Source organism: Enterobacter cloacae complex sp. S2 (genome assembly GCF_015159675.1).
In the GTDB taxonomy this organism is placed as follows: Bacteria; Pseudomonadota; Gammaproteobacteria; order Enterobacterales; family Enterobacteriaceae; genus Enterobacter; species Enterobacter intestinihominis.
On the sequence record NZ_JADDTS010000091.1, the window covers coordinates 1 to 1,429 of the forward strand.

Genomic DNA, 1,429 nt, shown 5'->3' on the forward strand with positions numbered 1-1,429 from the left:
ATAAACTACTGTTACATTCTTCCTGGCATCAATGGTTAGGAAAAACTCCGTTTTCATATCCGAAGATTATTAATAAAATTCTCAAAAAAGCTTGGCGTCATTACCTTCCTAGATTTTCGAGGATAATTGCTGTAACTAGAGCAACCAAGCGGTCAATATTGGATTTCGCATATCCTATGCAATTGAATATTGACGTGATTCCACATGTGGTAGACATTGAGCCTATAGCTAGAACCGAGTTAGACCAAAAATGGGATTCTAAGGATATTCAAGGATTATTTGTTGGTCGACTTACTCCAGAAAAAGGTATCAAAGATATAATTGATATCGCTGAAAAAATGCAGTCAGGTGTATTGCAAAATTCTAATATAAAAATTGCTGGCAAAGGAAATCTTGAGAACGACGTCGTTACCGCGAGCAAAAACATTTCCGGGTTGTCTTATATAGGCTACATAACTTCACGGGAAGAACTTAAGGATCATATGAGGCGATCTAATTTTTTCTTGCTTCCTTCAAAAAAGATAAAAGGATGGGAGGAGTTATTTGGATTAGTTATTGTTGAAGCTATGAGTCAAGGATGTGTTGTAATAGCTTCCAAACATATAGGACCTCAAGAAATTATCGAAGACCATGAAGATGGTATCCTTTGTGAAGAAAATGAATTTATAACTCAAACCTTACGGAACTTTAATGAGTTTCATGCGGATATTTCTCGTTATAAAGAAATTTCGTTGCATGCACTTGATAAAAGTCAAAAATATAATATGAAAAATATTTCTCATCTTTGGTCTGAACTCATTAACAATCTGGAAAGATAAGGCTTTATATGACCGTTTTTATTAGTGTTGTATCACATGGACATGCAGAACTTATAAAAAAAATAGATTGTCTTGCGTCACTTTCAAATATTTTTAAAGTCATTCTTAAATGCAATAAGAGCGGTGACGCCGAATCGCTTTGCGAATATGCAAATTCCCATAATATGTTTCTACTTAATGAAGCATATGGATTGGGCTTCGGTGAAAATAATAACTATGTATTCGACTATTGTTTAAAACAACTAGGAATGAACAATAACGATTATTTCATTGTTTTAAACCCAGATGTCAAAATTGATCCGGACACACTTACAAACTTAATCGAGCATATGGACGTTGATGAGAGTAGATTAGCTTCGATTAATCTATATAAAAATGCTGAGATGACTGTTTATGATAATTCGATAAGAAAATTTCCGGGGTTTATTGACTTCTTTTCATCATTCATTTTCAAAAAAAACAATGTAATATATAATAAAAATCATGTAACTGCTCCAACTAATGTTGAATGGGCTGCGGGGTCTTTTTTAGCCTTTAAAGTAAGCCATTATGCTTTGATTAAAGGTTTCTCAGATAAATATTTTATGTATTGTGAGGATATTGATATGTGT

General features: G+C 33.1%; 2 protein-coding genes. Both read left to right on the forward strand.

Translation table 11 applies throughout. From position 1 onward, the window contains the following. Positions 1 to 818 (forward strand): glycosyltransferase family 4 protein (locus IPZ49_RS22875; RefSeq protein ID WP_227754137.1); only part of this gene is annotated, 818 nt, incomplete at its 5' end. Between the two features lie 8 nt (positions 819 to 826). Continuing rightward, positions 827 to 1,429 (forward strand): glycosyltransferase family 2 protein (locus IPZ49_RS22880; protein ID WP_193762891.1); only part of this gene is annotated, 603 nt, incomplete at its 3' end.